Raw genomic sequence first — 22,541 nt, 5'->3', positions numbered from 1 at the left:
CAAAAAGTTTGCAGTATGCAAAGCACTTAATTTCCATCTTTTTGCTGATCGGGACGCTTGCCGTAAATGGTGTTTCCCGTTCACTTGTTGAAAGCCCAGACCTCGCTCCGAATCCACTAAGGGTCGGAGAAAAATTAACCTATAACATTAGTTGGAAAAAAATACCTGCCGCCCAGCGAACGGACTGGATTGTCAAAGAGACCTCAATGAATGGGGAGGACGTTTATCACATCCAGTCTCAAATGAAAACCCGTTCACTTTTTAGAGTATATAGTTTCCAAAGACAAGAGGAGACGTACTTAAATCCGATTACCCTCTCACCGGTTCGCTTTCAGAATCGCCTGCAAGATCAAAAATATCGTGCCACCGTCACCGTTGATTTTCGAGAAGAAACGGCAGCATATGAAAAGACCTCACGTCCGAAGCCGAAATCGCCTGAAAGACGCGAAACAAAAGTCATAGAAACACCCATTGGCACACAAGATGAACTGTCAACGCTCTACTTTTTGCGTTCTAAAGAATTTGAACTCGGTAAAACCTATTTTTTTCCGATTATCGCCAAGGGAAAAGTCCAGAAGGTTACGCTCGCTGTTGAGCGTAGCGAGATGGTAAAAAGTAAGGCATTGGGCATGGTCAAAACGCTCGTCCTGCGAACTTCAGCAGGCGACCGCTTCTGGCTCACAGATGATGAACGTCGCTTACCTGTCAAAGCGGAGAGCAAGATAGGACAATTGACAGTAAAAATCGCTTTAGCTGACATCGAATTTACAGATTAAGCATGGCGATCAGCAGTCAGGGGGTTCGCTGCGTTTCCCTTTCCGAGTAACGGGTGGGGACCCCTCTCGGCGGTCAGCAAAACACCGCTTTCCTGACCGCCGAAAGCGAAGCGACCTGATAGCCGATGGTTAATCCCCTGACAGCCAATGAAGGAAATAGTAGTGATAGAGCTTCTACGCAAAACGGAAAATTATCGAACGCTGGTGGCACGTCTCAAAGATGGAAACCAGAATCTTCCATGGCTCAGAGGATTAGCAAACGCATCAACGGCGTATCTTTTGGCAACCCTCAGCTGCGATTTTCCTGAAAAATCCTTCCTGATTATCCTTCCTTCACAACGTGAAGCCGAGCAAGTCTTAGAAGAAATTTGTGCCTACACGGCATATCCCGCTTCAGAAGCGACACCTATGCTCGATGTGCAGTCGAAGATAAATCTGTTTCCAGGCTGGCACCGAAAAATTTTTGATGGCATCGCGCCTCCCAAGGAAACCGTCGCGGAGCGAATGCGATGTCTGGAACACTTGCTCCATAAAGAACGAAGCATCATTGTAACATCAAGCCAAGCGATACTTTACAGACTCCCGCCGCGCCATCGATTTGCCGAGGCATGTCGCGTCCTCAATCTCGGAGATGAGATAGATCCAGATGATGTCGCAGCGATGCTGATTCAAGGGGGCTACCAAAATGTTGAACTGGTGGAAGTCAAGGGTGAATTTGCGCGTAGAGGCGACATCTTAGATGTCTATCCACTTACTGCCGATATGCCTATTCGGGTAGAGTTTTTTGGCGATGAAATTGATACGATCCGCGCTTTCGATCCGATATCGCAACGTTCAACGGAAGCAATGGAATCGGTTACACTTACGCCCTTACGGGAAGTCCTTTCTGCTGATGTATCGGTCGACCATTGGCAAACCGAAGCGGATGCTCTCATCAAAGAACACGCAACGCCACAATTGATAAACACGGTTCGGGAAATAACACAATCTTTAACAGAAGCAGCATCTTCTCAATATCGGCTTCAAGAATGTCCACTGCATGACGGCATAGAAGGCTTTTTGCCGATGCTGGTTCCAGAAACCGAGTTGCTGCCCGATTACCTGCCCAATGACACAATTGTCTGTTTCATTGAACCCCAATGGCAGCAGCGCGAAGCCTCACACATGCACGAGCAGATGCAGGAGTTGTACGAGAAGAAGTTAGTGGAATCCAGCCTCATGGTCCCACCCGATAAACTTCTCGCCTCCTTTGAAACACTCACTGCTGAATTCGAGAAGCAGTCGGTTATTTCATCGTCCTTAGCACCACCCCGTGAGGTAATGGACAATCAGACATCATCTTTGCATTTTGAGATGCAACCGTTGGCACTCCCCTCTGGTAACTATCAAACGGTCATCAATCAGATGAAAACTTGGACAGAGGAAGGAATCCGAATTCATGTTTTCTGTGAAACGCCGCAACAGTCGAAGCGCGTATCTGAAATATTAGCAGAACGCGAATTATCGCCTCCAGATATTCAAACCAGTGTCGGGATAATTAGTGAAGGTTTTCTCAACGAATCACTGAATTTTGTTGTTATTTCCGAAGATGAACTCTTTGGCAGTCGCCAGCACCGCCGTCCTATCCGACACCGCCCTTCTACAGACGGAACGCCAATTCTCAGCCTCATCGATCTAAAGGTTGGGGATTATGTCGTACACGTCTCGCACGGCATCGCTATTTATGATGGGATACGACGATTGGCAATTGACGGAAAGTCACAAGATTTTCTGATACTCAGATACAGCGCGGATGACATCCTTTATGTACCGACCTATCAAGTTGACCTCGTTCAGAAATATGTCGGTAGCAAGGACAATTCTTATAAACCCCGTATCGATCGTCTTGGGGGGGCTGCTTGGAATCGACGAAAGGGCAAGGCGAAGAAATCCATTGAACAGATGGCGGGCGAACTCATCAAATTGTACGCCCTTCGCCAAGCTCGCAAAGGCTTCAGTTTCCCGACTGAGGTGCCTTGGCAAACCGAGTTTGAGGCACTTTTCCCGTATCAGGAGACTAACGATCAGCTCCAAGCGATTGAAGATGTCAAAGCAGATATGGAAGATGAACGTCCGATGGATCGGCTCGTCTGCGGAGATGTCGGATACGGAAAAACCGAGATAGCGTTGCGTGCCGCTTTCAAAGCCGTCATGTCCGAGAAACAGGTGGCAGTTCTTGTCCCTACGACCATTCTCGCCCTCCAACACTACGACACTTTTGAAAAACGTTTCCAACCCTTTCCCGTCAAAATCGAAATGTTAAATCGGTTCCGCACACCGAAAGAGATAAAACAGATTAAAGAGGGGTTGGCGAAAGGCACAGTTGATGTTGTGATTGGAACACACAGCCTACTTTCAAAAACGGTTGCGTTCGACAACCTCGGACTCCTAATAGTTGACGAAGAACATCGTTTCGGCGTTAAGCATAAAGAGAAAATAAAACAATTCAAAGAAACCGTTGATGTCCTTACATTGACCGCTACACCAATTCCACGTACACTCCACATGTCGCTTGTGGGTATCCGAGACTTTAGTGTCATTAACACGCCACCAGCCGATCGGTTGCCGATCCAAACATACGTCATGCCTTATGACAGTGATGTGATTCGGGAAGCCATCACGACTGAATTAGGACGCGATGGACAAGTGTTTTTTGTCCACAATCGCGTTCAAGACATACAAAGCATCGCTTTAGCAATTCAACAACTGGTTCCGGATGCGCGCATCGCAGTCGCACATGGACAGATGCCTGAGCGTGAATTGGAAACCATTATGCTGGAGTTCGTGCGGCACAAACATGATGTTCTGGTCTGCACAATGATTATTGAATCGGGACTGGATATTCCCAACGTTAACACGATCCTCATTAATCGAGCGGATGCACTCGGTTTGGCACAACTCTATCAGTTACGAGGGCGCGTCGGACGTGCGGCGGCGCAAGCTTACGGGTATCTCTTCTATCCACAGGATCAAGCAATCACAGAGGGCGCACAAAAGAGACTTCGCGTTATCGAAGAATTCACAGATCTCGGTTCAGGTTTCAAAATAGCCCTCCGAGATTTAGAGATTCGCGGTGCTGGAAATATCCTCGGTGCGGAACAGCATGGACACATCGTCACTGTCGGTTATGAACTGTATTGTCGACTTCTTGAGGAAGCGGTGATGGCGCTTAGGGGTGAAAAGGTTGAGGAAACCGTGGAAACGCGTATCAACCTGCCCATTGAAGCGTATCTGCCGGATGACTACGTCCCCGATAGCCGTCAAAAGGTCTCTATCTATAAGAAAATTGCTGGCTTGAAAGATCGAGGAGCACTTAATGAACTTCGCGAGGAGTTGAAGGATCGATACGGGGCAATACCCGAACCTGCTGAGATGTTGCTGGAGGTCGCTGACATCAAACAGCTCAGCCAACATCTCGGTATCACAGCCATTGTTGCTGGAAAGGAGCAGGTGAAGGTTGCCTTTGATGAAAGAAAACCACGAATTAATGTGAAGAAATTCATTGAAATAGTCCACCAAAATAAAAATCTCCAGTTACAACCGCCGGCACAACTTCAGATTCGCATGCCGGGAGTGACTGGCGTGAATATGTTGACCGAATTGCAACAAACGCTCAGGTTGTTTGTTGATATGTAACCAACGGCTATCAATTATCAGCCATCGGCTATCAGTTAAGGGATTTTCGTTAACAAAGGTTCCTTTGGTGCCTGAGTGCTGATCGCTGACGGCTATTCTGCTGATAGCCACTATACCGCAAGGAACATTAAAAATATGAAAAAAACGATTGCTATCTTTGTAATTGTTACCCTGACCTGTCTACTGACATGGAGATTTGTTCAATCCGATAGTCATGAACAACCCATGTCTGCTATGGACGAAAGCAAGGTAATTTTGGCAGAGTACAAATGGAATGGCAAACCTTATCAAATCTCATTGGCTGATTTGAACGCTGCCATCGCAGAATTGCCCGTTTATCGTCAACAGAACTATGATACTCGGGAAGACAAAGCCGAGTATCTTGAGGAATTGATAGATGAACGACTCCAGATTCTTCGCGCTGCCGACGACGGATTTGATTCGCTTGCCGAACACGTCAAAAAGCTTGAAGACTATACGCATCAGTTGATGGTTGAAAAATTGACCGAAGCTGAAGTGGATGCTAAGATCGTCATTACCGATGAAGATCTCATGGCACATTATCAAGCGAATTTGAGTGAGTACATTGAGGAAGCCAAGGTTCGCGCAACCTGTATTACGGTTGACGATGAAGATCTTGGCAACGAGACCCTTGATGCTATCAAAGCAGGCAAAGACATCGCTGAGATGGCAAAGGAACTCACCGAAGCCGGTAAACTCGCCAACGGACCTGGCACCAATCAAGACGACCCAGGGAACACCAACATGTTTACCAAATCCGCATCACCGCGTTGGGCGGAGTTCATCGACGCTGTTTTTGCGCAAGAAATCGGCGAAACGACGGATACCCTTTTTGAGGTAGATGTCAATGAAGATACCTTCTATCTCATCTTCCGTAAAGAAGAGCATCATCCAGACCGCCAGCAGGAATTCGACGAGGTCAAGGACGATGTCCGTAGAACGGTTGAGCGCGAAAAGAAACGCGCGCGTATCAATGAATGGGTCTCCGAAATTACTGAAAAAGGCAAGTTAAAAACCTATCCTGAAAATATTCCGGAACCGCCGAAAGTAGAAGAAGCGGAAACCGAGGAATCAGATGAGTCGTCAGAAGAATAGCCGTCAGCCGTCAACCATCAGCAATCAGAAAAGCGTTTGTTTCTTACTGATGGCTGATAGCCAATCGCCGACGGCTATGAAAAAAGGAGTTAGAGAAATGCTCAGAATAGTTGCCCGCTCCATGGGCAGAATTTTTTCGTCGCGAATTACCCCCTTACTTCTCATCGGGATCCTTGTCACGCATCCTGTCTTCTATAGCTGCGGCGACAAGGCGATCGGTGCGGATGGAACGGTCATCGCTGAATTTGAATGGAACGGTAAACAACGCATCACCCTCGAAGAGATGATGCAGGAGATTAGTGAACTCCCCGAATACAAGCAGCGTCAATATCAGGATAAAGAGGGGCTGGAAACTTATATGCTCCTCATGGCGGAGAGTCGACTCATTCTCAATCTCGCTCGAGACGAAAAACTCAATGAAGACCCAGAAATTCTCAAGAAGGTTCAGGATTATCTTCACGAGTTGATGGTCAAGAAAATTACCGCACAAGAGGTAGACGGCAAGCTCACTTTGACCGAAGACGACTACGCTCAGCACTACGAAGCGAACAAAGCCGAGTACGTTCGTCCTGAACAGGTCAGGCTCTCGTGCATCACGCTCCTGAATAAAGAGCGGAGTGATGAAGTATACGCGCAAATCAAGGAAGGCAAAGACATCCTTGAAGTCGCTCAGGAACTCTCCGACCGCGGAGAACTCGTCGGTCCCGGTGCGAATCCAACATCTCCGGGTGACACGGACTATATTAGTCGGAGTTCCTTTCCTGCGGGAACTGAACCTTTCTTAGATGCGGCGTTTGCTGCGGAGATCGGTCAGATGCACGATGGTGTTATTGAAGTCGACGTTCAGGGACAGAAATACTACATGATATTCCGAAAAGATGAAGCTCGCGATGAATACCAAAAACCGTTTGAGGAGGAAGACGTTCGTAAGAGTGTTATCCGGAAAGCGGAACGCGAGAAACGACAGGAACTCATGGACAACTGGGTCATCGAACTTCGAGAACGCGCCGAGGTCAAAACGTATATAGATCGCATCCCAGAGGCGGAATCTGAAGAAGCCGAAGAGGTATCGGAGGAAGCGCAATCCGAAACACCTCCCGTAGAGGCGGAACCTGAAGAATAACGCTCAGCTGGAAGATAGGAAGAATGGAAGGATGGGTGCCCCCAACCTTCCAACCTTCCAGCCACATTCACTCCTCCAATCGAAGACCGATAATAGAGGCATCCATAATGGTTTATAAAGTATCTGCGTATCTCATGTTCATCTTACTACTCATTAGCAGTGGTGTAGGGAGTGGTGTCGCCCGCACCTTTGACAAAATCGTCGCTTACGTTAATGACGATGTTGTGACTAAGCGGGAACTCGATGTCTTGGTGAATCAGCGTGCTATGGAACTCCAACAGGTTTATCGCTTCAGCGAACGGGAAGCACTCAATGAGGCTGAACGACAACGATCGGAATTACTTGACCGACTTATCAGGCAAATGCTCCTTTTGGAAGCCGCATTAACGCTGAAGGTTACCGTCAGCGATGTGGAAATTGAGCAGTACATTCAAGACTTTAAGAAGCGATATAAAATTGAGACAGACGAAGAATTTAAAAATCAATTAAACAGAGAGGGTATGACACTCGTAGCGTTTCGAGAACAGTCGGAGCGAAATCTCAAAGCAGAGAAGCTTGTGATGGGAAGAATTGTCCCTCGATTGCAAGTACGCGAGAGCGAGATCCAACAATTTTTTGAGGAAAATCGGGACCAACTCCCCACTAAAACAGATAAGGTGCATTTGCGGCACATTTTTGTTGCCTTTAAACCGAATCAAGCCGATCGGGACACCGCACTTGAAACCATAAAAAAATCGATCGATGAAATCACAACGGGTGGTGCGAAGTTTGAGGAGGAGGCACAACGATATACCTCTAAGGAAAATCCAAGTTCACAGGCAGGAATTCTCATAGAGGCTACTACAGAGGAGCTCAAAAGGTTCCCACAGGTATTCCAAGATGTGCTCACAAACTTGGAGGCTGGCAAATTTAGCGAGCCGGTTGAAGGAAACGAGGGACTCTACGTTTTCACTGTCGAAATGAAAACCGATAAGATGATCGCATTTCGGTATCTCATCGTTCCCCTTACACCGAGTGAAAAAGCTATACAAGAAGCACGCGAGCGTATTGTTGAAATTTTCAAAAAACTGGAGAACGGCGAAGATTTTAATGCACTCGCATCGGCACATTCCGACGATACTGAGACGCGAGAGAACGGCGGTGATCTCGGGGTCCGCTCCTTGACCGAACTGAATCCTAAAACTCGTGCAATCATTGAAGCCCTTGAATCCGGCACTCACAGCCAACCGCACGAAACTGAATCCGGTCTTCACATATTTAAAGTCGATGAACGGAATAGTCCAAACCTCAGCGAAACAGAGAAACAACAGATTACTTCAATACTCCGCCAGCAGCGGTTCCAAGAGGAATGGGACGCATACACCAACAAACTCCTTGAAAACGCTTACATTAAAATTGATTTTTAATTATACCTTGCGGAGAAACACTGAACATCCGGTTTTAAGTGTATTCCTTAAATCCGCCTGCGCCGTTGTTGCAGGCTACGCCGTTCAGTGGTAAAATTAAAGATAATACCAAACTTGTAGTCTGTAATGGAATGGAGGACGGTTCAACGAAAAGGCACTTCAAACCTGAAACCCAACTCACCGAACCGCAAGGTAAAATTAAAAACCAACATCACGCCTTCCGCATCTCAATACCCAGAATTGAGCGTATAGCACTGACCTTACTCGTCATTGCCTGTCTCCTTTACCCCCTCCAGTCCATTCTTGCGCAAGAGGCACAACCCGTTGAACCCCCTGCGTCTGAAACGGAGGCCCCTGAATCTACTACGGATCAGACGCAGGAGGAGGATGCCGCCTCGGAGCGATTGAACCCGGAAACTGATGTCCCTGAAGAGGGCATGGTCATCGGCGATGGCGACGATATGGCTATGGTTGATAATTTCGTCCAAATTCATGGGAATGCACTTATCAAATTCGAGGATGTCATTCTCCGGGCAGACCATATCTGGGCAGATTTCGACGAAAACCTCATGCGCGCCTCCGGGAACGTCCACCTCATAATGGGGGACGAAGAGACTTACTCCGATGAACTCGTGTTCAACCTCGAAACCAAAAAAGGGATTGCTCGGAACGGGTTTACCTTCAGCGACCCATGGTACTTCGGCGGCAGTGAAATCTTTAAAATACAGGAAGATCGCTCCTATATTCGCGGTGCATCCCTGACGACCTGCTCACTGAAATATCCACACTACTATTTTAGTGTGTCCGAAGTCATTGTCCGAATGAATCAGGAGATGATCGCCAAAAATATCGTCTTACGTATCGGTGGGTTTCCGCTCTTCTATTTTCCTGTCATTCGGCGGGACATACGGAAAGGTAAGATTGCGAAGATTATCGTTAAAATTGGGACGGATAGTTATCAAGGTCCCAACATCAGTATCATCTTACCTGTAGCACGCAACCGCCGTTACGATGGGGCACTGCTCTATGACAGAAGTTCAAAGCGAGGGCAGGGATTCGGGTTTGAAGGTAAATACCGATTCAATGATACCCAGTTTCAAGAAATCTATATCCCGATTCCGCCCGATGTAACACCGAACCAACGCACGAAATTAAAAGATAAAGCGGATGAATTGCAGGACAGGCTTGATGGTGAATACGACCGCTATTGGCTACGCCAGATTTTCATTGAATATAAAATCACCGAAGATGATGTCCAACGTGCGAAAGATAAGGCAGAAGATGTCCTCGGGCAGCTCCAAGAAGAAGGTGCGGATTTCGCACAGATCGCACAAAGCAATTCTGACCATTTTGACACCCGTTACGATGGCGGCGACATGGGATTTCTCGTCCCCGGTGAAGTTGATGAGGAGGGCAAACCGAAACTCGATCCGGTTTTAGAGGAAGCCCTGTTCGCACTACAAGAGGGCGAAATTAGTCCCATTGTCCAAACTGAATCTGCCTTCCATATTCTGAAAGCAGAACGGGTGCTTGATGTCTATGGCGAACGCGAAATTAAACTCCGCCGCATTGACATCGCTATTACCGCCAGTGAAGACACGGAATTCGTCCTGCGCGAATTGGCAGATGACATGCTCAAACGTGCCCACGAAGGTGAGCCATTTGAACAACTTATACACGTCCCTGAGCAATTCGCAGACATCGCCGAACCGACCTTATCCGAACCGAATGAAGGTAACGGCTTGCTCTTAAATGAGATGGAATCCTCGTGGCGTTCCGCGGTTAGGCGATTAGAGAATCCCGGAGATGTTATTGAACGGAGACCTATCACCATGCCCGAAGGTCTTTACATTTTCCAATTGATTGAAAAAGAGGAGACCCCGACTTTCGAGGAACTTGCTGAACAGTTTGAAGCGGAATGGGATACTTTCTACGAAGAGGTGATGAACCCTAAACCTGAAGAACCCGCGGGAGATGGTGAATCGGAAGATATAGAGGAAGCTGGTGAATCGGAAGACGCGAGTGAAGAAGCAGTCAGCGACGAATCTGACACCGCTGGAACAAGAATAGAAAACAGGACAGACACAGAAAACGGAACTGAAAGCCAAAGCCTGAAGCCTGACGACTCTCCTCCTGATACTGATGAAAATCAAATCGTAGAACAGGACGAGGTGGACGATACTGATGAAAATCAGAGCGTAGAACAGGACGCGTCAGAGGGTGAAGTGGAAGGCGAGACGACTTCCGAGCCGTCCGATGACGACGCAGTTTCCGATGACCCCAACACTGAAGAAGATGCGGAAGAAGAGGATGAACTGAAAGTGTATCGGAAAAACGGTTTTCGAGGACGTTGGGAGGATCCGAGTGCCGTCGCCTCAGATGCACAAAGGCTATATGCCGGTGAATTTAGCAGTCGTCCCATTCAAACCAAAAAGTCCATTCGACTCATCAAAGTCGATAAAAAGAGAACCTATCGCGGCGATATTTACTTCTACGGTGCGGACCGATATTCCTACGAGCGGCAGAACGCAACACGTATCGGTAGACGGTGGATTATGCGATGGGGACATACACAATCTTTCTATACGCCGTGGGATAGCCGTGAAGAAGGTAGACGCCCCATCAATTTTACCGGTAGAACAGAGTTGCAAGCCCGTAATTTCAAGGAAGAACTGCAACTCCCCGGAGAATCCAGGCTGAACACTTTCGCAATACTCACCTATGGATCCGGTTTGTCTACCGTCTCTGACTCCGATCGCGACGAGAATGACAATCTCACGTTTTCGCGGGAAACAATCGGAGATATTACCGGTAGGCTCGAAGTCCGACACGTTCACGATTTCACGGATGAAGGCACTACCTCGCTTCAGAAACTGCCACAATTCACCTTAAATTTCTCACGGATGCGAGTAAGTGCACTCCCGCTGCTTGGCAGCCTCAACGATCGTCTGGAAGAGGTTGCTGAAAATTTCAAAACTGAGCAACCTTTTCTCTCACTTTTCACCGTTCCAACCCTTGAAAGCACAAGTTTCGACTTGGATCTTGAATTGGGAAATTTCTTTAGAGAAGTCTATAAGGGTAAAGTAGAGGAGAGAGATGTATACCTACAGACGCTGGACCTCGGATTCGATGTTCGTAAGCAGTCAACGCTCCTGATTACACCCTTGCGGGAACTCCAAATGAGCCTTGATCTCAACACAAATATGATATGGCACGACCAAGACCAAGACAAAAATAGGAACATCGTAAAAGGCGTTTACAGCTTCAATGGATCCGCTACAAACACACTTTTCCGGGTTTTTAACGTCGGTTATATCCCTGGACTCCGAAAGTTGAGACACGAAATCCAATCCTCACTCCGATTCAATTATCAGCCCGCTGTTGACGAAGATGATAGCCTCTATCCTTTCGGTCCGAGCACCTACTTCTATGAACGGAAGAGGCTCACCTATAACTTCAATACAAACTTTGAAATCAAGACCCGACGGAGCCAGTCGGCACACCGTATCTTTTATTTTGATACCCGACTCACCGCCGATTTCACTGACTTCGAGCCGTTGTATAGGCGGAAATATGAACCCATTGAGAGTGATTTCACATTCGTCCCGCTTCCGAGTCGAAACCTAAATATGACCGTCCGATTCACACACGACCCCAACCCACATCCCGACGATGGGAAACAGTTTAAGATGGTAGGGTTCCGGACGAATATCCGCTACACCCGACCGTCTTGGAACGTCAGTATCGGAAACTCTTTCAGCAAACGGCATACGTCCCGACGGGCATCTCGATCTATTACTGCTACTGGACGCTACCGTGTTAGCCAAGACCTCTCATTTGACATGAGCCTTATCTATTATCCCATTGAAGGACAATTCTATTCTCAACGCATTAGTATGACACGCAATCTCCACGATTGGAACCTGCGCATCTCTTGGAACCGTGTCGGAATTAAGCGCGAAGACTCCCCCTACAACAGCGTCCGTCAGGACTTCACGTTCCAGGTGAATCTGATTCAGGAGCCTGCCGTTTCGATGGGTATCGGTTACGATGCCACGACTGAAACGTGGGGACTCCGAACCATACCGGCTGGCGTGCCTTACAACGCATTCGGTTCTGGAAGCTCACTCGGCAGATCTTATTTCTAATGGCTTTCGGCAGTCAGCTATCGGCAAGAATGTTTCCCTTCAGCAGCTACCCTTGATTTGTGATACCACCCACAACCTAAAGGTTGGGGCTTCGGTTTCATAGCAACTGCGGTTTTCTCAGAGAGTCCACCGTCTTACTGTCGCTCCACCCGCAGGAAACCCTTATTCCGAATCAGAGCGGCTTTATCTGGTTTAGGTCCAGGGTACCCCAGCCTGCAAAATGTTTATCGCAGCGTTTACGTCTCTGTCGTGGTATGAACCACATTCAGGACATGTCCACTGTCTATCTGAAAGCATTAGATTTTCGTTGAGGTGTCCACACTCCGAACAGGGCTTTGTCGTAGGGGTCCAGCGACCTGATTTCAACAATGTTTGCCGTATTTGGCACACGTCCACCGAAGTATCAAGACGAATTCACCGAAGGCAAGGTCAGAGATTTTGCGTCCCCAGAGGCGTTTCATACCCTCGAGGTTCAGCGTTTCTATGGCAATCTTATCGTATTTACGCACAAGTCGGAGTGCCAACTTGAAGAACCAATCCCGTCTACGATTGGCTATATCCTTATGAACACGGGCGAGATGACGTTTCGCACCAAACCAGCCACTCGAAAGATATTGCTTACGAGAGAGTGCCTTGTTTGCCGAACGGATTGCGTTGAGACTTTGCTTATAGAACTCTGGCGACGCTATCTTTATGCCGTCTGAAAGTGTCAGGAATGTTTTACTTCCGAAGTCTGCCCCTGCCTCACTACCGGTCAATGGGAGTTTCTCCGAAGGTTCGCAATCCTCACAGATAAGATACAAATAGTAGTCGCCTACATTATCGCGTTTGAGTGTTATTTTCTTTATCGGGTTTCCAGTCCACTCACGGTGTTTCCAAAACGTGAAGGACTTTTTCAGACAATTGATTCTCAATCGATTGCCTTCTATTTTGAAACCTGCTTGTGTGAAGGTGATTGACTTATACTTATGATTCGGCTTGATTTTCGGTTTGCCGACTTTGCGGTTCGTTTTGCCTAACTTCCTATCTTCTATGTTGTCAAAAAAAGCTTGGTAACCCAGATCAATGCGGATCGCAACGTCTTGGATCATTTGCGACGGGAGGTGATTCCAATGCGGTTTGCTTGTTCGTTTCAACTTCGTTATGTGTTTCAGAATACGAGAGAGGGAGGCATACTTACCATAAATCCGATAATAGCGTCTCTGCAACAATAAGAGATGGACATGCACGCTATGCAGATCGTCTATCAGATTGCCAATCTGCATAATATTCGACTGGTGATAAAACTCGTATTTTTCTGTCTTCATAGGAATCAGGTATCAGGCAGTTATCCGCTGTTTAGTGGGAGGCAGACACGCAACCGGGGTCCCCACCCGTTACTGGAAGGGGGCGGTTACGCTAAACATGTCTGCCAACTTGATACTCTCATTATACCACATTTTTCGGGCAATATCAAACCTTTTTTCCATGATAAACCCATACGCCGTCTACATCCTACAAGCTAAAGCATGGGGATTTGACGGAAGATCGTTAAAGGTGGCGACTCTTGCGGAAATCGAAGCACAAGGATGGAGTCTCAACCTTGTGCGGTATGTTGGGGTCGCCGAACAAACCTCTGATGATTTTGACTTCGCAGAGCGATTTGGTGAACTCAACGAGAAATTGGAAATCCTAAATGCCGAGGCACATCAATTAGAGGAACGCATTGCCGAAAACGTTGTAAAGATTTTGGAAGATAAGGTATAATACCAAAGGGGTAGGGTCTTGGACCAAGCGACGAAACGATGGAGAAAAAAAATGAGTGAAGAAGTCAAAATTGAGGAAAGTTCTGGTAACGTGTTTTTAGACATCGGTTTCTCGGAGGAAGAAGCGGAGTACCATCAGCTAAGAGTAGACCTCGCCTTTGCAATCCACCGTCTTCTTGAGGAACTAAAACTGACTCCTGCGAAAGCGGAAGCACGCTTTGGACTCAATCGGAGTGATGTGTCTCGCCTGAAGAAGATGGATACAGATTTCGCTCTGGAGCGATTGCTAATGATCCTGAAGAAACTAAATCGTAACGTTGAAATTCATATTACGCCTTCGGATGGAACAATAAGGCACCAGCGGGTTTTTGTGACCTAATGATGTCCCTTTACTTTCAAAGAGAAAGACCCAAATGCTACTCAAGGATCGAATCGCTATCATAACCGGTGGGAGTTCAGGCATCGGGCGCGGCATCGCACTCGAATGTGCGCGTGAGGGGGCGCGGGTTACTGTCATTGATAAACAGGAGACACCTCTCCGTGGCAAATACCACGAAACCGATACCACAACCCCGACCGTCGTAGAAATCGAAAAACTCGGAGCAGAGGGACTCTTCCTCGAAGCCGATGTCGCCGATGAATCGCAGGTTGCACGCGTAATTCAGCGAACCGTTGAGCATTTTGGTGGACTCGACGTTCTCGTCAATAACGCCGGTATCCATATCCCCGGCGGCGCGCAGGAACTCTCAATCGCTGAGTGGGACAGGGTCGTTGGGGTTAATCTCCGCGGCGTCTTTGTTGCTACAAAACTCGCCATTCCACACCTGAAACAATCGAAATTTGGAAGGATTATCCAGATCGCCTCCGTCCATGCGTATGGCGGCGGAGCAGGACCCGCGTATGCTCCCGCGAAAGCCGCTATCGTCAACATGGTCCGAGATATAGCATTAGAAATCGGACAGTTCGGCATAACCGTCAACGCCATCTGTCCGGGCTATATCGAGACGGCAATTCAGGACTACCTCACCCCGGAGCAGATTGACGAAGCATTAGAGAAAACCGCTATGCCGCGTTTCGGTCTACCAAGAGACATCGGGCGTGCTGTAATCTTTCTCGCTTCCGACGATGCTGAGTGGGTCACGGGTGCTTCTCTGCTCGTTGATGGTGGATTCGCTGCAGGTGTGTAACCCAAACCCAGTAGGGTCTTTCGCCTAACCGCACCGGAACCACCCCTGATCGCTGACTGCCGATGGAAACCGATTGCTGACGGCTCAACAAAAGGACTCACAACATCATGCAAACAAACCAATGGGGAACAATCCGTTTCACAGATAAAGTCGCGTTGATAACCGGCGGTGCCTCCGGCATCGGTAGAGCAACGGCGAACCGTCTCTCCGCTGAAGGCGCGCATGTCATCATCGCCGATAAAAACACCGAAATGGCGCAGCAGGCAGTCGCAGAAATCCAAGAAGCAGGCGGAAAGGCACTTTTTATAGAAGTCGATCTCGCAGATGACGAAAGTGTCCAAGCGGCTGCAAATGAAGTCGCTGAAAAGTTTTCCGCGCTTCATATCCTCGTCAATAACGCCGCTATTGCGAGAGGTGGTAAAATTGAAGACGGGGGATGGCTTCCAAATTGGCAACCCGAAACCGCAATCGGGCTCCGAGGCTGGGTCGTCATCACGCAGCACCTGTTACCGCTTTTGAAACAGGAAGGGGCTGCGATCGTCAATCTCTCCTCAGAGGGTGGTTATCTCGGCAGACCCGGCGGATGGGTCTACGATGCGATTAAATCCGCGTTGGTCTCCCTCACAAAAACAATGGCATACGAATTCGTGGAATACGGTATTCGCGTTAACGCCGTTGCCCCTGGCTGGGTTGTCACAGAGATGCACTTCGGGAGAGCACCGGATCCTGCCGCACGCAAGAAGGAATTGGAGGAGACCGCGATCAATTCTTGCATTATGAAACGCCGCTGTGGACCGGAAGAGATCGCATCATCAATCGCTTTTCTCCTTAGCGATGATGCCTCCTACATCACAGGGCAAACCATACATGTAGATGGCGGACGTTGGGGAATGTCTGTCGGTCTATGAACTTCAACGCGAATCCATACATCAAAAGGCTTAGCAACAGATGCAAACCAATTCGTTAGGAACAATCCGTTTTACAGATAAGGTTGCTCTCATCACAGGTGGTGCCTCCGGTATCGGTAGAGCAACGGCGAATCGCCTCGCATCCGAAGGTGCACACGTCATCATCGCCGATAACAATGCCGAAATGGCGCAGCAGGCAGTCGCAGAAATCCAAGAAACGGGCGGAAAGGCACTCTACATAGGCATTGATCTTGCCGATGACGAAAGTGTCCGCGCTGCTGTGCACGCCGTCACCGAAAAGTTTTCTACGCTTCACATCCTCGTCAATAATGCTGCTATCTTGAGGACGGGTAAAATTGAAAATGGGGAGTGGTTACCGAATTGGGACCTCGAAACCGCAACCGGTCTTCGAGGATGGGTATTGACTACGCAGTTGTTACTGCCGTTGTTGAAGAACGAGGGGGGTGCTATCGTCAACCTCTCATCAGAGGGCGGATTTCTTGGCAGACCCGGACAGTGGGTCTACGATGCCATTAAAGCGGCACTGGTCTCTGTCACGAAAACAATGGCATACGAATTTATCGAATACGGTATTCGCGTTAACGCCGTCGCCCCGGGCTGGATCGTGACGGAGATGCACTTTGGTAGTGCCGCGGATCCGGCAGCTGAGAAAAAGGCATTAGCGGAATTAACGATTTCTTCGTGTATCATGAAACGGCTTGCCGCGCCGGAAGAGATCGCGTCCGCTATCGCCTTCCTCCTGAGCGACGATGCATCTTACATCACAGGACAAACGATACACGTAGATGGCGGACGCTGGGGGATGTCCGTTAGTCACTAATTTTTGATTATTCCTTGCGGTTCGGTCAGGCAAGTTAGGATATTCATGTTCCGTTCCGTAGAGTTGAAGAAACACCCCAGCAAAAGCCCTGCGCCGTTGTTGCAGGCTTGCGTCTTGATCTTAAGGAAGAGGCTCAGAGTATCCAAAAACCACAGCGTATGTAATGGAGTGATACTCAGATGAACAAAAGTAAAATATGCATAACAAGACTCACACCACTGCTGTTGTCCTCATCCCGCCTGAATCTGTGCAATCACCCATCCAAGCCATTCGGCGAATTCATGACCGTAACTTCGTGCGATGGATGCCACATATAACGCTGCTCTATCCCTTCGCGGAACGCCACGATTTCGAGTCGGCTATCCGTATACTCACAAAAGCCGCGCGACAGGTATCCCCGTTCTCCATTGCGTTCACACGCTTCGATGCTTTCAAACATCGTAAATCGGCTACCATGTTCTTGGTCCCCGAACCTACAGACGAAATCGTGCAGTTACACACCATACTCCAGCACCACCTTCCCGACTATGACGATACAGCGCGATTTGCGGGTGGATTTCATCCACACCTCTCCGTTGGACAATTTTCTCATCGATCCCTTCGCACCGAACAGGAGCGACTCCAAACCGAATGGCAGCCAGTCCGATGTGAGATTGCCACCCTCTGTCTCATCTACCGCTCCTCTGAAACCGACGACAGGTTCGTGGTTGCGAAAGAATTTCCCTTCGCGTCGAGCGGATGAGAAAATAGCGTTCTACAACGTTGTAAAGTCTTTCCTCTGTGGCACCCGCCGGCAGGAGGGAACTCCGATTCCCGACTACTGACTGCTGATGGAAACCGATTCGTCTGAATCAGGATTACAGGCTTGTCCACATCAGAAACCAATTTATCCCGCAATCCCCCTTCAACCCCATAGGAGCGGTATCTGTGTAGGATAAGACATTGTATAAAATTTGGTAAACATCTGGAGGATATGATATAATAACCTAAATTGCCTCTTTGTATAAGTATCTATTAGATTGTAGTTGTTGTAGCATAGACTGTTAGTCTGTGCCTGCGCGTCCCTAACCCAACAGGATACGCTACGAAACTCCTGCGAATCATGAACCATTTTCAACGAAAAACGGGGCTGCACATCTAAAATCTTGTACGTAGCAACTTGGGTTACTATAATAAAGCTGAAAAACTTATAGGACTTACGCAGAGAGGCGATATATCGCCTCACTACGAGCACAGGTCTCTTGTAGATACAAGCATTTTACCAAAAAGTAGCGGTTTGTAGACGAAAAGACTGTGCATTGCGTAAGTCCTGACTTATTTAGGAGGGAGACTATCATGGAACTTGCGAGTGTCTTTGAGTTTGTCAACCCAAAAACGATTCGGATTAAAGGCACACGGGTCGGTATTGAAATCGTAATTGAAAAATTTTGTGAGGGGACGGTTGGATTATAGACTTTGGAGTTGATAGTGCCGTTTTTCATACGATAAGACTTAATGGAGGAACCGGCATGGCACGCGTGAGAATATGGACTGTGGAATCCGATTATGATGCGGAAGCCCTCAAATCTTTGGTAGATAGTTTGGCGACAAACTTGAAATTCAATGATCTGTCGGTCCAAACAGTGGGTAGCAAAGGATTCTTAATGCCCAATAGGAAGGGTAAGGCAGCTTTGAATGGCAAACTTCAAAAAGCAGTTCGGGATTACCTGAAGCAGGATGACTACGTTATTTTCTTTCTCGATAGCGATAGTTCAATGTTAACGCGTCAACACCTACAGGAATTAGGGGGACTCATCGATCAGATTAAACGGATTGTTGCCGACCCCGGTTTTGCTGGCAAAGTATTTTTCGCGCCGGGGGTTCAGGAACTTGAGTCGCGGTTGTGGAGAGCGCATCTGGGAATTGAAGATCCTGATCGGGCGGCACGTATGGACTATGCAGAAGCCCAATTTCGGAAATTATGCGCCGCACGAGGTTTAGATTGGGACGCAATGCTTGAAACCGATCGCGAGGAATTTGTCGACGATCTCATCCACGAGGATCGTGAATGCTCCCGGTAGTTGTTTACGATACAAATATTTTGTTGTCCAGTATTGGTTGGGGAGGAACCCCGGGACGATGCCTTGAATTAGCACGCCAAGGAAACGTTGAAGGATTAACCTGCACAGAAATACTGGGAGAATTGGAAGATAAACTCCCAACAAAACTTAATTTTTCGCCTGCCGAAACGGTGGATACGCTTGAAGATCTCCGCGGTTTCCTGAGGCTCGTCAAGATTACCAACGCGCTCAAAGGTGCTACCGTTGATCCGGACGACGACGAAATTATTGAATGTGCTGTTGTCGGTGCGACCACTCATATTGTTACTGGAGATCGCCGGCACCTGTTACCACTTGGAAACTATCGGAACATACAGATCGTCACAGCAAGAGACTTTCTCCTACAGTTTTCATGAGGCATCGATGAGTTTACGCAGGCCCTCTTGAACCTTGAAAACTGAGATGCCCCGAAGGTTGAATCCCGATATAAAGGCGAAGCCCATGTCCGAACAGAAAGCGTTTTTAGAGTTCATATCGAAAATTACCTAAGCTTGCGGAACGTTACGCTTCCACTGAAGCCTTTGACGGTTCTCGTTGGTCCCAATGCCAGTGGAAAATCCAACACCTTGAGATCTCTACGTCTTCTCAACAGTATGTTGAGATTTGAAACACCTCCCACAACGGCTGATTTTATCCAAGATAGGGGTTAGGCAGGTGGGGCAAATGACATCAAATGCGAATTACACGTCAAAGTGAAGAAGAAACCCGTTCGATATAAATTAGAATTTAAATCTAAGGATGAAAAACTTACTATTGACGAGGCATTATTGGTTCATAAGGTCGAGGTTATCTCAGTTCAAAGTGGAGAGGGTAAAGTTAAGGATGAAGATGACAAGAATACAACGACATATAAATCCAATAAACTCGCGTTGAGGTCGGCTGGTGATTATGGCTATAAACCCACTACGAGTGCCTTAGCAAAGTTTATTCAGGGATGGGAATTTTATGACTTTCAACCAGACCACATACGAACGAATCCTAATAGATTCTCTCCTATTACACAAGATATTCAGGAATCCTTAAAACTCAATCCTTACGGTGTGAATGTCCCAGACATACTTTGGGGTTGGCATGAGAATACATCAGAAGATTTTCGCTACGTGGATAGTATTGTCAGTTGGGTTGAAGGGATTTTCCCTGTAGGGGCAGTCCCTTGTGGCTGCCCACATCCATCATTTTAGGCGTGACACAGCACTAGAATACGAATTTGCCAGAGAATATCATCTCATCACGCGAGAGGATCGATTAGAGACCATCGCCAAAGATATAGTCGCTCACTTTATGGGCAGAGGCTATCAAGGGAAAGGCATGGTCATCTCAATTGATAAAGCCACCGCTGTCAAGATGTTCGACAAAGTGCAGAATCATTGGAAGCTGCACAGGTAGATTTAAGCCAAATTGATTTTGAGCAGTTAAGGGAACAATTCGGTACAGAACATAAACGCATTGAGGCAGAAAGACTCAGAGGTGCAATCAACGCCAAACTCGCTTCGATGATTCGCCTCAACAGGAGTCGAATGGATTATCAGGAAAAATTTGAGCAGATGATTGCAGAATACAACGGAGGCACCCTTGGTGTCCAAGATTACTTCGAGCAGCTTTTTGACTTCGCTGATGAACTCCATCAAGAAGATTAGCGCACTACTACCGAAGATCTCTCCGAAGAGGAATTGGCAGTGTTAGATATTCTGACACGACGCGAACCGCATCTGACTGTCCCTGAGAAAGAGGAAGTGAAAACGGCTGTGAGAAGATTGCTTGAGACACTCAAGCAAGAGAAGTTGGGCTCGGATTGGCGGAAACGGACACAGTCGAAAGCTGAAGTCAAAGAGACTGTTAGCAACATACTTGATGATGAACTACCGCTACCTTACACACCAGAACTATTTAGTCGGAAGTCTGAAGCGGTTTATCAGCACATCTACGATTCTTACTACGGCGAAGGAAAAAGCATTTACACGCAAAATTAAAGGCGCGGTTTAAAATCGCGCCTACGTTTTATTTACGTTTCCCAGTTATTATCCAATCTCCCCAATCTCAATCAACCGAGCACCCAGTGCCAATCGATCATCTAATGACAATTCTGGGTGTGGTAAGTCGCCGAACATCGGCCGAAAATATCCTACCCCCGCTGGAGATATCTGATACCGTTCCGCGTCGTAGAACCGTAGATCGAGACTCCTCCGCATAACATGTCCGGAGGCATCCCGTTTCAGCACTTGATCTAACGGCAATAGGGTCGGTTCAATGCCGACCTCTGTCCGTGTAATCGTCGCAACACCGTTGAACATCCCGTCTGAGAGTGCCTGCACCGCCATCGCACCCGCCTTCATAGCGATGTCTCTGTCCAGGGGTATCGGGCTACCGCACCGCTGGAGATAACCGAGTATCAATGCCCGGAAAGCGGAACTTGAAATTTCGGGAAGCAGTTTTTTCATCGTCTCAACGATAATTTCTGAACACCCTCCGGGTTTGGTATGCCCAAAAGCATCGAGTTCCGCCTGTGAAGTAATCATCAATTCCCCAGCATCGTTCCGAATCCCTTCCGACACGACAACGATGACGTTCCCTTGTGCTGCGTGTTTTTCACGAATCGCTTCCGCCAATCTCTCCGGTTGATACGGCACTTCTGGAACAACGATAAGATCCGCGAGTCCATAAGCGGCGGATAAGGTCAACCAACCTGCATCTCTCCCCATCGCTTCAACAACAATCACACGATCGTGGGAGTAGGTGGTTGTCCGCAGATCTTGGACGTAGTTGATAACGCTGTTTGCAGATGAAGGGAAACCGGGACAGAAATAGTTCACCATCTTCGAGTAATCGACGGCATCCCCTTCAGGTGGATTGATACCCACATCGTTATCAATTGTTTTGGTGACGAATGTGGTCGTAAATTGATCCGACAGTGCGGTCCCGACCGTCAGAGTATCATCGCCACCGATCGGGATAAGACCACTGATGTCCAGTTTTTTCAGATTACTGACGGCTTCATCTAATTTGCCATCTTTAATCAGGTTCGTGCGTGAGCTTTTTAACAGCGTCCCACCCCGGTTTTCATCAATCAAGTCAGGTGTTAGCGTAAAGTAGCGTCCACCCTCCAAAACGCCACGCCACCCTTCCATGAGTCCGATGAGTTCAAAACCGAGTTCCTCGGCTTTCAACGCAATGCCTTTAAGGGTGGCGTTAAGAGCACTTGTATCGCCTCCACCTGTTAGAACACCTATCTTTTTTGCCATAGCGAACTCCTTCATTGTTTATATATTTTTTATTTTTTGGTCTGATGTTGTTTGCGCGTAGTGGTATTTCGGTCACGTCTCCCTCAACTATAGGGAATTATATAGTAAAATCCACAATTAAGTGTGCCCTTGAGAATCGATGCGGTTAGGGGATTTCGTCTACGAATAGACTAAATCCGTTCCTTGTATTACATTCCGCACCATAGCCGTCAATTTAAGAAAACACTGCTCATGGCATCGTAGGGAATCAACGCTGATGCGCGTATTGCCTCGCAGTG

21 protein-coding genes and 1 pseudogene are annotated in these 22,541 nt (G+C 47.8%); 19 read left to right on the top strand and 3 right to left on the bottom strand.

Annotation, left to right across the window (positions count from 1 at the left end):
- Positions 1-8: 8 nt before the first annotated feature.
- From J4G07_11485 to J4G07_11460, 6 genes are all read left to right on the top strand, one after another.
- Entirely contained in the window at positions 9-776 is a 768-nt protein-coding gene (locus tag J4G07_11485; protein ID MCE2414619.1) for a DUF3108 domain-containing protein, read from the top strand.
- Positions 777-938: 162 nt separating this feature from the next.
- Entirely contained in the window at positions 939-4,451 is a 3,513-nt protein-coding gene (mfd, locus tag J4G07_11480; GenBank protein ID MCE2414618.1) for a transcription-repair coupling factor, read from the top strand.
- A 135-nt stretch (positions 4,452-4,586) separates the two neighbouring features.
- On the top strand, positions 4,587-5,567 hold the full coding sequence (locus J4G07_11475) for a peptidyl-prolyl cis-trans isomerase (protein ID MCE2414617.1): 981 nt from the start codon (positions 4,587-4,589) through the stop codon (positions 5,565-5,567).
- Positions 5,548-6,690, top strand: coding sequence for a peptidyl-prolyl cis-trans isomerase (locus J4G07_11470; GenBank protein ID MCE2414616.1), 1,143 nt, complete (start codon positions 5,548-5,550; stop codon positions 6,688-6,690). The genes J4G07_11475 and J4G07_11470 overlap by 20 nt, the downstream gene beginning before the upstream one ends.
- A 107-nt stretch (positions 6,691-6,797) precedes the next feature.
- On the top strand, positions 6,798-8,096 hold the full coding sequence (locus J4G07_11465) for a peptidylprolyl isomerase (GenBank protein ID MCE2414615.1): 1,299 nt from the start codon (positions 6,798-6,800) through the stop codon (positions 8,094-8,096).
- Positions 8,097-8,227: 131 nt separating this feature from the next.
- Positions 8,228-12,244, top strand: a complete 4,017-nt coding sequence (locus J4G07_11460; GenBank protein ID MCE2414614.1) for a peptidylprolyl isomerase — start codon at positions 8,228-8,230, stop codon at positions 12,242-12,244.
- 192 nt (positions 12,245-12,436) lie between these two features.
- Here J4G07_11460 and J4G07_11455 read toward each other — a convergent pair whose 3' ends face one another.
- Together J4G07_11455 and J4G07_11450 are read right to left on the bottom strand one after the other, a co-directional pair.
- On the bottom strand, positions 12,437-12,610 hold the full coding sequence (locus J4G07_11455) for a transposase (protein MCE2414613.1): 174 nt from the start codon (positions 12,608-12,610) through the stop codon (positions 12,437-12,439).
- Positions 12,607-13,551: a transposase gene (locus J4G07_11450; GenBank protein MCE2414612.1), complete on the bottom strand. Its 945-nt coding sequence runs from the start codon at positions 13,549-13,551 to the stop codon at positions 12,607-12,609. Before J4G07_11450 ends, J4G07_11455 begins: the two co-directional genes overlap by 4 nt.
- Positions 13,552-13,777: 226 nt before the next feature.
- On the opposite strand from J4G07_11450, the pseudogene J4G07_11445 reads away from it, so the two are divergent.
- The 13 genes and pseudogenes from J4G07_11445 (at position 13,778) to J4G07_11385 (ending at position 20,994) form a co-directional block, all read left to right on the top strand.
- Positions 13,778-13,990: pseudogene (locus tag J4G07_11445) on the top strand (SAM-dependent DNA methyltransferase).
- A gap of 51 nt (positions 13,991-14,041) precedes the next feature.
- Positions 14,042-14,368 carry an XRE family transcriptional regulator gene (locus tag J4G07_11440; protein ID MCE2414611.1) on the top strand — a complete coding sequence of 109 codons (327 nt, stop codon included), beginning with the start codon at positions 14,042-14,044 and terminating at the stop codon, positions 14,366-14,368.
- A 34-nt stretch (positions 14,369-14,402) separates the two neighbouring features.
- Positions 14,403-15,176, top strand: a complete 774-nt coding sequence (locus J4G07_11435) for a glucose 1-dehydrogenase (GenBank protein ID MCE2414610.1) — start codon at positions 14,403-14,405, stop codon at positions 15,174-15,176.
- 107 nt (positions 15,177-15,283) lie between these two features.
- The gene (locus J4G07_11430) at positions 15,284-16,084 is read left to right on the top strand and encodes an SDR family oxidoreductase (protein MCE2414609.1); all 801 of its coding nucleotides are present in this window, start codon (positions 15,284-15,286) and stop codon (positions 16,082-16,084) included.
- Between the two features lie 40 nt (positions 16,085-16,124).
- A complete protein-coding gene (locus J4G07_11425) occupies positions 16,125-16,925 on the top strand; it encodes an SDR family oxidoreductase (protein ID MCE2414608.1) in 801 nt (266 codons plus the stop codon).
- A gap of 196 nt (positions 16,926-17,121) precedes the next feature.
- Positions 17,122-17,667: a 2'-5' RNA ligase family protein gene (locus tag J4G07_11420; GenBank protein MCE2414607.1), complete on the top strand. Its 546-nt coding sequence runs from the start codon at positions 17,122-17,124 to the stop codon at positions 17,665-17,667.
- 766 nt (positions 17,668-18,433) lie between these two features.
- Positions 18,434-18,985 carry a hypothetical protein gene (locus J4G07_11415; GenBank protein ID MCE2414606.1) on the top strand — a complete coding sequence of 184 codons (552 nt, stop codon included), beginning with the start codon at positions 18,434-18,436 and terminating at the stop codon, positions 18,983-18,985.
- Complete coding sequence (locus J4G07_11410; GenBank protein ID MCE2414605.1) at positions 18,973-19,380, top strand: putative toxin-antitoxin system toxin component, PIN family; 408 nt, start codon at positions 18,973-18,975, stop codon at positions 19,378-19,380. Before J4G07_11415 ends, J4G07_11410 begins: the two co-directional genes overlap by 13 nt.
- A gap of 117 nt (positions 19,381-19,497) precedes the next feature.
- Positions 19,498-19,674 (top strand): AAA family ATPase, encoded by a 177-nt coding sequence (locus J4G07_11405; GenBank protein ID MCE2414604.1) that lies wholly within the window; start codon positions 19,498-19,500, stop codon positions 19,672-19,674.
- Positions 19,675-19,791: 117 nt separating this feature from the next.
- The gene (locus tag J4G07_11400) at positions 19,792-20,205 is read left to right on the top strand and encodes a hypothetical protein (protein MCE2414603.1); all 414 of its coding nucleotides are present in this window, start codon (positions 19,792-19,794) and stop codon (positions 20,203-20,205) included.
- Positions 20,180-20,410: a hypothetical protein gene (locus J4G07_11395; protein ID MCE2414602.1), complete on the top strand. Its 231-nt coding sequence runs from the start codon at positions 20,180-20,182 to the stop codon at positions 20,408-20,410. Before J4G07_11400 ends, J4G07_11395 begins: the two co-directional genes overlap by 26 nt.
- Positions 20,392-20,661 carry a DUF3387 domain-containing protein gene (locus J4G07_11390; protein ID MCE2414601.1) on the top strand — a complete coding sequence of 90 codons (270 nt, stop codon included), beginning with the start codon at positions 20,392-20,394 and terminating at the stop codon, positions 20,659-20,661. The genes J4G07_11395 and J4G07_11390 overlap by 19 nt, the downstream gene beginning before the upstream one ends.
- Positions 20,662-20,700: 39 nt before the next feature.
- A complete protein-coding gene (locus J4G07_11385) occupies positions 20,701-20,994 on the top strand; it encodes a hypothetical protein (GenBank protein MCE2414600.1) in 294 nt (97 codons plus the stop codon).
- A 48-nt stretch (positions 20,995-21,042) separates the two neighbouring features.
- Here the strand turns inward: J4G07_11385 and J4G07_11380 are convergent, their stop codons facing one another.
- On the bottom strand, positions 21,043-22,263 hold the full coding sequence (locus J4G07_11380; protein MCE2414599.1) for a 6-phosphofructokinase: 1,221 nt from the start codon (positions 22,261-22,263) through the stop codon (positions 21,043-21,045).
- Between the last annotated feature and the right edge of the window lie 278 nt (positions 22,264-22,541).

The sequence above is a fragment of the Candidatus Poribacteria bacterium genome (assembly GCA_021295715.1).
Taxonomy (GTDB): domain Bacteria; phylum Poribacteria; class WGA-4E; order WGA-4E; family WGA-3G; genus WGA-3G.
Note: the sequence above shows the minus strand (reverse complement) of the source record. Positions and strands in the feature narration are given on the sequence as shown.

Coding starts and splice junctions, on each gene's coding strand:
- J4G07_11475 (MCE2414617.1), top strand. CDS start 4,587: ATGAAAAAAACGATTGCTATCTTTGTAATTGTTACCCTGACCTGTCTA.
- J4G07_11470 (MCE2414616.1), top strand. CDS start 5,548: ATGAGTCGTCAGAAGAATAGCCGTCAGCCGTCAACCATCAGCAATCAG.
- J4G07_11465 (MCE2414615.1), top strand. CDS start 6,798: ATGGTTTATAAAGTATCTGCGTATCTCATGTTCATCTTACTACTCATT.
- J4G07_11460 (MCE2414614.1), top strand. CDS start 8,228: ATGGAGGACGGTTCAACGAAAAGGCACTTCAAACCTGAAACCCAACTC.
- J4G07_11450 (MCE2414612.1), bottom strand. CDS start 13,551: ATGAAGACAGAAAAATACGAGTTTTATCACCAGTCGAATATTATGCAG.
- J4G07_11440 (MCE2414611.1), top strand. CDS start 14,042: ATGAGTGAAGAAGTCAAAATTGAGGAAAGTTCTGGTAACGTGTTTTTA.
- J4G07_11435 (MCE2414610.1), top strand. CDS start 14,403: ATGCTACTCAAGGATCGAATCGCTATCATAACCGGTGGGAGTTCAGGC.
- J4G07_11430 (MCE2414609.1), top strand. CDS start 15,284: ATGCAAACAAACCAATGGGGAACAATCCGTTTCACAGATAAAGTCGCG.
- J4G07_11425 (MCE2414608.1), top strand. CDS start 16,125: ATGCAAACCAATTCGTTAGGAACAATCCGTTTTACAGATAAGGTTGCT.
- J4G07_11420 (MCE2414607.1), top strand. CDS start 17,122: ATGCATAACAAGACTCACACCACTGCTGTTGTCCTCATCCCGCCTGAA.
- J4G07_11415 (MCE2414606.1), top strand. CDS start 18,434: ATGGCACGCGTGAGAATATGGACTGTGGAATCCGATTATGATGCGGAA.
- J4G07_11410 (MCE2414605.1), top strand. CDS start 18,973: ATGCTCCCGGTAGTTGTTTACGATACAAATATTTTGTTGTCCAGTATT.
- J4G07_11380 (MCE2414599.1), bottom strand. CDS start 22,263: ATGGCAAAAAAGATAGGTGTTCTAACAGGTGGAGGCGATACAAGTGCT.